Origin of the sequence: Microcystis sp. LE19-195.1E, assembly GCF_027532095.1 — a bacterium.
Taxonomy (GTDB): Bacteria; Cyanobacteriota; Cyanobacteriia; order Cyanobacteriales; family Microcystaceae; genus Microcystis; species Microcystis aeruginosa.
This window is the reverse complement of record NZ_JAPZSZ010000054.1, coordinates 1-7,339: the sequence shown is the minus strand read 5'-3', so window position 1 is coordinate 7,339 and position 7,339 is coordinate 1. Positions and strand designations below refer to the sequence as shown.

Genomic DNA, 7,339 nt, shown 5'->3' with positions numbered 1-7,339 from the left:
CCAATCGGTCAACATTGAAGAAGTTTGAGCGTAGCCTACTCTTTCTTGCTTTTCGTACCAAGCTTGTGTTCGTTCGTGGAGAGCTTTGTTGTAAACTAATCTTACACAGCCCAAAGTGCGCCGCAATAGCGACTCTTGTTCGGGTGTGGGGTAAAATCGGTAAGAATAGGCTTTTTCCATACCTCACATTTTAGCATATATTTCGTAAATGTGCTAATATTTAACAGCAAAGCCGCCGTAAAACGGCGGGGTTTCAGACCCAAATTTTTCGATGACCGGAATCTATGAGCCTATCGACTGCCACCGTTACCGCCATCAATTATCCTGATGCTACCATCACTAGGGCCGAACGCGCCCTCTGTTGTTCTCCTTTCCGTGTCACCTTATTTGCGGCTATGCTGGAGCAAAGTGTATCACTTTTAAGCATCCCTGGTGCTGGGGGTTTAGAGAAAGGTTATACTTCCAGACTGCTGACGGAAGCGGCAGCGGAAAGCTATCTTCTCTGGTTGATTAAAGTGGGAATTTTGCGGCGCGAAGTAGATGGACAGGGGATAACCGATAGTTTTCGTCTCACTCCTTTGGGGAGGAAATTAATAGAAAAATGGCAACCCCAAGGGGACTTTTTCCCTCAACCCACTTTCTGGCAAAGATTTTTCAATACTCTGCAACGTTGGTTTTCTTTTTAATGCTGTCAGGAGTCGGGAGTCGGGAGTCGGTCGTCAGGAGTCAGGATTCTCCGAGTCGGTCGTCAGGAGTCAGGAGATAGGAGATTATTTTATTTATTCTCCCCACACCCCACACCCCACACCCCACACCCCACACCCCACACCCCACACCCCACACCCCACACCCCACTTCCCCACTTCCCCATCTCCCCATCTCCCCATCTCCCCACTTCCCAATTCATAATTCATAATTCCTAATTACCAAAAATTAAATACTCAATAAAAAAAACTAGATGAAAGCAATTATGGTAGTGGGGACAACCTCCCACGCGGGTAAATCTTTTTTAACTGCGGCTTTATGTCGTTTATTCAACCGGAAAGGTTGGCAGGTAACACCCTTTAAAGGTCAGAATATGGCCCTTAATGCCTATGTTACCGCCGGAGGGGGAGAAATGGGTCACGCCCAGGCGGTGCAAGCATGGGCCGCGGGGACAATTCCCCGGGTAGAAATGAACCCAATTTTATTAAAACCCCAGGGAAATATGACCTCTCAGGTGATTATTAAAGGTAAGGCTGTTGGTGTCACCACGGCAGCGGATTATTATCAGAATTATTTTGAGCAAGGTTGGCAAGCAATTAAAGAATCTTTAGCTAAATTATCAACAGAATTTGATCTAGTTGTCTGTGAAGGTGCGGGAAGTCCGGCGGAAATAAATCTCAAACATCGCGATTTAACTAATATGCGGGTGGCTAAATATCTCGATGCCGCTACTATTTTAGTGGTGGATATTGATCGCGGGGGGGCTTTTGCTCACGTCGTCGGTACGTTAGAATTATTAGAACCGGAGGAAAGAGCTTTAATTAAAGGTATTGTGATCAATAAATTTCGCGGACAAAAATCCCTCTTAGATTCGGGGATTACTTGGCTAGAAGATTATACAAAAATTCCTGTGTTAGGAGTTCTTCCCTATAGTGATATCTTTTTGAGTGCCGAGGATTCTCTCAGTTTACTCGATCGCCCCGCCCAAAAACCCAAAGCTGAACTAAATATCATTGTCATTCGTCTGCCTCATATCGCTAATTTTACTGATTTTGACCCTCTCTGTGGCGAAGCAACGGTTAATGTACGTTATCTAGAATTACAGGAATCTTTAGGTGATCCCGATGGGGTAATTATCCCTGGTTCTAAAACCACTGTTGCTGATTTAATTGCTCTTAATCAAAGTGGTATGGCTAATCAATTACAAGCCTATCACCAAAGGGGAGGTATTATCTTTGGCATCTGTGGTGGTTTGCAAATGTTAGGGCGATTAATCCTGGATCCTGACCATCGAGAAAGTCCCGACAGTGAGGCAGCTGGCTTAAATTTACTGCCCTTAAAAACGGTAATTACTGCCGAAAAAATTACCCGTCAACGACAAGTTTTATCCAATTATCCCCAAGCTGGTTTACCGGTAATGGGATACGAAATTCACCAGGGAATAAGCGAATGGGAAAGTGAATCGGGTTATCAAAAAATGTTCGAGGAAGATGCTAGTCTGGGAATTGTCAATGATTCTCTCTCAATTTGGGGCTGTTATTTACATGGTATCTTTGATAATGGTTCTTGGCGAAGAACTTGGCTAAATCATCTGCGTCAGCGTCGCGGTTTATTATCTTTGCCTACGGGAATTGCTAACTATAGTGAACAAAGAGAAATAACCCTAGATGCTATGGCTAATTTAGTGGAAGAACATTTAAATCTTAAACCTATTCTTGCTCATTTGTAAGGAGTAATTATGACTATTTCAGTGCGTTTTTTACCCGATGATATCATCATGGAAGCGGAAACGGGAGAACTATTATTAGATGTGGCCAAAAAAGCAGGGATTGAAATTCCTACCGGCTGTTTAATGGGTTCCTGTCACGCCTGTGAAGTAGAATTAGATGATGGTACTCAAATTTGTAGTTGTATTACTGGTATCCCCGGCGATCGAGATTCTTTAACCGTTCATTTATACTCCGATCCGCTTTGGTAGTTGTTAAAGTTTTCTGATAACAGAAGTCAGCTATTAATGTTAAGTTTACGACTTCTAACTAGGAGAATAATGGCTCGGCGACTTCTCGTCTAAGGGAAGGTTTTTGATTTTTGCAAGATGTCCATTGACAATAGTATATTCAATATATTCATAAAATACTATGGTATATCGTATCAATGGGATGTGACAATAAATTTCACTAAACCCTTGACAAAAGTTACTTTCTGTATTACCTTTCGACAGTAGTGGTGATGCCACGGGAAATACTTACATATTAACTATCTTAAAATATGTCAGATTATTATCATTATCAAAATTCTTGCTGTGGGACTGCCCACGCTTATTTGCTACCTTCTCTAAGTCAGATTTTTGCCGATCTTGCTCCTCCTGAAAAGCGTATTTTTGATCTCGGTTGTGGCAACGGTTCGATCGCTAATTGGTTATCAGAAAAAGGATTTCAAGTCAGTGGCTGCGATCCTTCCGAATCGGGGATAGCAGAGGCAAAAAAAGCTTATCCTGAACTTGATCTATACGTTGGCTCCGCCTATGATGATCTGGCTAGTAAATTTGGTACTTTTCCGCTGCTAATTAGTTTGGAGGTGGTAGAACACGTCTATGCCCCGCGCGATTATGCTAAGACGGTTTATAATCTGCTGCAACCGGGGGGATATGCGCTGATATCCACTCCCTATCATGGTTATCTCAAAAATTTAGCCCTAGCGGCTACGGGTAAGATGGACGAGCATTTTACCGCTCTTTGGGATCACGGACATATTAAATTTTGGTCTGTCAAAACTATCACACAACTGTTAACAGAAGCTAATTTATCGTTAGAGAAAGTCTATCGTATTGGTCGTATTGCTCCCTTAGCGAAGACGATGATTATTCTCGCTCGTCGGGGTCAATAAATCATACTAAATCCTATTTAAAAGGTATAGGAGAGGTGGGAGCAGGGAATTTGAGCATTTGTACTAAAATTCCCAATACGCAGTTTAAATACAGTACAGCTTAGTCAAACTTGGGAATAATCCAAGCTGCTACAATAGCCAATAAAACAACAATTTCTAAAATTTTATATAAGTTAAGGGATTGTAGCCACTGAAAAATCTTAGCTAGACGCAAACTTAACCCCCATTGACGTAATTGAGATAACCATAATTTCGGGCTATCTTGTTCACGAAAACGCCATTTAAGGATAGATAATAACAGGGGAACCCCTCCCACTTTAGCAGTCATGATCAGGTGCAGGATCAGACATACTGCCATAATTAACCAACTGAGCAAATGGGCATAATACCAAAAGTGATTCAATTCCCCTTCCGGTAGCCATTTGGAATCCATCATCCGACCACTATACAAGGCAAAAGTTAGGGCAAAAAGAGTCAAAGTATTGACTAAACGATGGAGACTATACCACCAAATCGGCTTACCAAATTGGGTTAATTTGTTAAGAGAATCACTTTGAATTAATCTTTTGTTGCCGCGACGAAAAGCATAGATAGCAAAAACGGGAAAAATAATCAGAGTATAGAGGCCAAAAGTGCCATGAATACTTTCAATTTCTTGATATTCTGGTAAGGGCAGTTTTAACCAACGACCGTCAAAAGTATCATAGGTCCAATAGGCCGTAACCATGGCGGCAATGAGGGCAATTCCCGTGAATCCGTGCAGAATTCGCAGTAAAAGAGGTTGATAAGGTTGATTAGTTTTCATGAACTCGATCGATACAATGGGGGATGTAAACTTGCCCAGATACTATGTTAACTAATCCTTGGCTCGTCGCTGTTCTTCTCAATACCGTCCTCCTCGGAATCGCCTGGATTGCCCCAAAAAAGCTCTTAACTCGGATGGGTTATCTCCATGCTTGGGTTTTAGGGGTAATTGTCTGGGGAAGCTTGGGATGGCGCGGTTATCTAATTGTTTTATTCTATTTCCTCGTCGGTTCTACTGTCACCCGCATCGGTTTAGCGCGCAAGGAAGCGGAGGGAATTGCCGAAAAAAGAGCGGGGGTGCGCGGTCCTGAAAATGTCTGGGGTTCCGCTTTAGCGGGGGCAATTTGCGCTATCCTAAGTCTTTTTGCCGCTTCTCCCTGGGATTACCTCTTAATACTCGCTTATGTGGCTAGTTTTAGCACTAAATTAGCCGATACTACTGCCAGTGAGGTGGGCAAAGCTTACGGTAAAACTACTTATCTGATTACTAATTTTAAATCCGTCCCCCGGGGAACAGAAGGTGCTGTTAGTTGGGAAGGAACGATCGCTGGTTTGTTGGCAGCCACGGCTATTTCCCTGTTAGCATGGGGTATCGGTGCGATCGATCTTCTTGGTGTGTTATGGTGCGTAATTGCGGCATTTATCGCCACCAATATCGAAAGTCTCATCGGTGCTACTCTACAAACTCGCTTTCTGTGGTTAACTAATGAATTGGTCAATGTGATCAATACGGTTATCGGTGCGATCGTGGCCATACTGTTAAGCTTGCTCTGGTCTTTCAGCTAAAATTAAGTGACTAAAAAAATTTTTCAGAGAATATCTATGCTAAAGTGGCGTTTTTGTGCATTGTCCCTGCTGTTACTGCTAATTACTGCCTGTGGGACGGAAAATCAACCCAATTCTAGTTCTAACACTGCAAATAGTCCCAGTGCTGACCGCTTGCAAACGGTGAAAAATCGCGGTAAGTTAATTTGTGGCATTAACGGAGAAGTGCCGGGGTTTAGCTTTGTTAATGAAAAAGGCGAATATTCGGGCTTAGATGTGCAAATTTGCCGAGCTATTGCGGCTGCTCTCTTTGATGATCCCTCCAAAGTCGAATATCGTAAACTTAGCCCCCAAGAGAGATTTACTGCCGTACAGACGGGAGAAGTGGATATCCTCAGTCGCAACACCACCTGGACGATTAACCGGGATACCGCTCTGGGGATGGAGTTTATCACCCCGGTTTTCTATGATGGTCAAGGAATTATGGCCACGAAAGCCAGTAATGTTAAGAAATTAGAAGATTTGAGCGGAAAGTCCATTTGTGTGCTATCGGGAACCACCACAGAACAAAATCTGGCCGATGCCATGGCAAAAGCGGCAGTGCAAGGTTATAAACCGATCGTTTCCGATGATGTGGAGGCTTTATATACAGCTTATCAGGCGGGGCGTTGTCAGGCGGTCACTTCCGATCGCTCCCAATTGGTGGCCCGGCGCTCGGTTTTTCCCCGACCGCAGGATCATCAATTATTAGAAGTGGTAATATCTAAGGAACCCTTGGCCCCGGCCGTGGCCGATGGTGATCCCGCTTGGTCGAATGCCGTCCGCTCGATCGTTTTTAGTTTAATTCAAGGGGAAGAATTCGGGATTAACTCAGAAAATATTGCCACTTTTGCTGACAGCAAAGACCCCAGTATTCGGCGCTTTTTGGGTATCGATGAGAAGTTAGGCGAAGATATGGGTTTACCCAATGATTTTGCCCAAAGAGTCTTAAAACAGGTGGGTAATTACGGTGAAATTTATGATCGGGAAATCGGTAAACCCCTGCAACTCGATCGAGGTTTAAATAATCTTTGGACAAAGGGGGGTTTATTGTATTCTCCTCCTTTTCGTTAATTTTAAAATTGTGTTTCCTGACGGGGAATATAGACTCCTAAGGCCGCTGGAATAACTCGAAACATGGCGGGAGTAGTGCTAGTAATTTCGCCATCGGTGTTGATACTATGGGGTTTACGAGTCTGAATTTGAATTTCTTTCCCCTTAAGAGTTCTCACCCAAGATAATAAACCCTGTTGTCCTCGCGGTAATGTCCATAAAAGCGGGAAAATTTGCCACCAGTGTTCAATTTCTAGGCTATATAAATCTAATCTTTGATCGTCGATTTGGGCATCATGAGCGATCGGCATTCCTCCCCCATAATAACGACCATTTCCGATCGCTATTTGTAGGGTTTTAACTTTGATATTTTGGCCATCAATACCGATCATAGCGGTAAAAGGACGAGTTTTACTTAATAACTGTAGGGCTGTCCAAGCGTAGGCCAAAATCCCCAAACGTCGCTTTAAACCCTTGTTCAGTTTTTGGGTAATTTTCACACTTAATCCTAAACTAGCCACGTTGAAAAAGTATTTATTATTTACCCAACCTAGATCGATATATTTTAAATTACCTTCCGCAATAATTCGACAAGCTTCGGCAATAGAATTCGGTATCCCTAAAGTCCGGGCTAAATCATTAGCCGTTCCCAAAGGTATAATGCCTAAAGGCAGTTGAGTTTCTACCAACACATCCACCATAGCATTAAGAGTCCCATCGCCACCACCGACGATAACTAAATCAATATTAGAGCGATATTTTTCCATCAAAAAAGGTATATCTTCTACCTTTTTCAAAGGGACGCTGATAATTTCAAAATCCCAATGATTGAGCAGATCAACAGTTTGAGCAAAGTTTTCTTTACCCTTGCGCGAGTGACGATTGATTAGTAGTAAAGCTCTTTTAGTCATAGGTAAGTTTCTCAGAGTGCCGGGATAAAGGTTATGTAATTAGGGTTTGCTGAAAAAGCTTTTCCTGGGGGCAGGGTGTGGGGTGTGGGGTGTGGGGTGTGGGGTTTTACCAGTTTTGAGGTGGTCAACTACCTAATTTTCAGGGAAAAAGTACCTGAATTTTCCCCCGATCCCCG

At 43.1% G+C, this 7,339-nt stretch carries 10 protein-coding genes; 6 read left to right on the top strand and 4 right to left on the bottom strand.

The annotated features are described in order from the left end of the window. On the bottom strand, positions 1–180 hold a 180-nt coding region (locus O9300_RS03405), incomplete at its 3' end, for a helix-turn-helix domain-containing protein (RefSeq protein ID WP_287683465.1). Positions 181–284: 104 nt separating this feature from the next. Here O9300_RS03405 and O9300_RS03400 point away from each other — a divergent pair. Continuing rightward, on the top strand, positions 285–686 hold the full coding sequence (locus O9300_RS03400; protein WP_002780109.1) for an Npun_F0494 family protein: 402 nt from the start codon (positions 285–287) through the stop codon (positions 684–686). Between the two features lie 93 nt (positions 687–779). Here O9300_RS03400 and O9300_RS03395 read toward each other — a convergent pair whose 3' ends face one another. Then, positions 780–914 (bottom strand): hypothetical protein, encoded by a 135-nt coding sequence (locus O9300_RS03395; RefSeq protein WP_287970060.1) that lies wholly within the window; start codon positions 912–914, stop codon positions 780–782. Positions 915–958: 44 nt separating this feature from the next. Between O9300_RS03395 and cobQ the strand changes: the two genes are divergently transcribed. The 3 genes from cobQ to O9300_RS03380 all read left to right on the top strand — a co-directional run bounded on the left by cobQ (position 959) and on the right by O9300_RS03380 (position 3,591). After that, positions 959–2,434, top strand: coding sequence for a cobyric acid synthase CobQ (gene cobQ, locus O9300_RS03390; protein ID WP_287970058.1), 1,476 nt, complete (start codon positions 959–961; stop codon positions 2,432–2,434). Positions 2,435–2,443: 9 nt separating this feature from the next. Next, the gene (locus O9300_RS03385) at positions 2,444–2,683 is read left to right on the top strand and encodes a 2Fe-2S iron-sulfur cluster-binding protein (RefSeq protein ID WP_287970056.1); all 240 of its coding nucleotides are present in this window, start codon (positions 2,444–2,446) and stop codon (positions 2,681–2,683) included. A 290-nt stretch (positions 2,684–2,973) separates the two neighbouring features. After that, positions 2,974–3,591, top strand: a complete 618-nt coding sequence (locus tag O9300_RS03380; RefSeq protein ID WP_147070816.1) for a class I SAM-dependent methyltransferase — start codon at positions 2,974–2,976, stop codon at positions 3,589–3,591. Positions 3,592–3,691: 100 nt separating this feature from the next. Here the strand turns inward: O9300_RS03380 and O9300_RS03375 are convergent, their stop codons facing one another. Continuing rightward, complete coding sequence (locus O9300_RS03375) at positions 3,692–4,396, bottom strand: cytochrome b/b6 domain-containing protein (protein ID WP_287970054.1); 705 nt, start codon at positions 4,394–4,396, stop codon at positions 3,692–3,694. A 44-nt stretch (positions 4,397–4,440) separates the two neighbouring features. Here O9300_RS03375 and O9300_RS03370 point away from each other — a divergent pair, with 44 nt between their 5' ends. Next, entirely contained in the window at positions 4,441–5,181 is a 741-nt protein-coding gene (locus O9300_RS03370; protein ID WP_287970052.1) for a TIGR00297 family protein, read from the top strand. 36 nt (positions 5,182–5,217) lie between these two features. Continuing rightward, entirely contained in the window at positions 5,218–6,273 is a 1,056-nt protein-coding gene (locus tag O9300_RS03365) for an amino acid ABC transporter substrate-binding protein (protein WP_287970050.1), read from the top strand. 2 nt (positions 6,274–6,275) lie between these two features. Here the strand turns inward: O9300_RS03365 and O9300_RS03360 are convergent, their stop codons facing one another. Further along, on the bottom strand, positions 6,276–7,163 hold the full coding sequence (locus O9300_RS03360; protein WP_287970049.1) for a lipid kinase: 888 nt from the start codon (positions 7,161–7,163) through the stop codon (positions 6,276–6,278). Between the last annotated feature and the right edge of the window lie 176 nt (positions 7,164–7,339).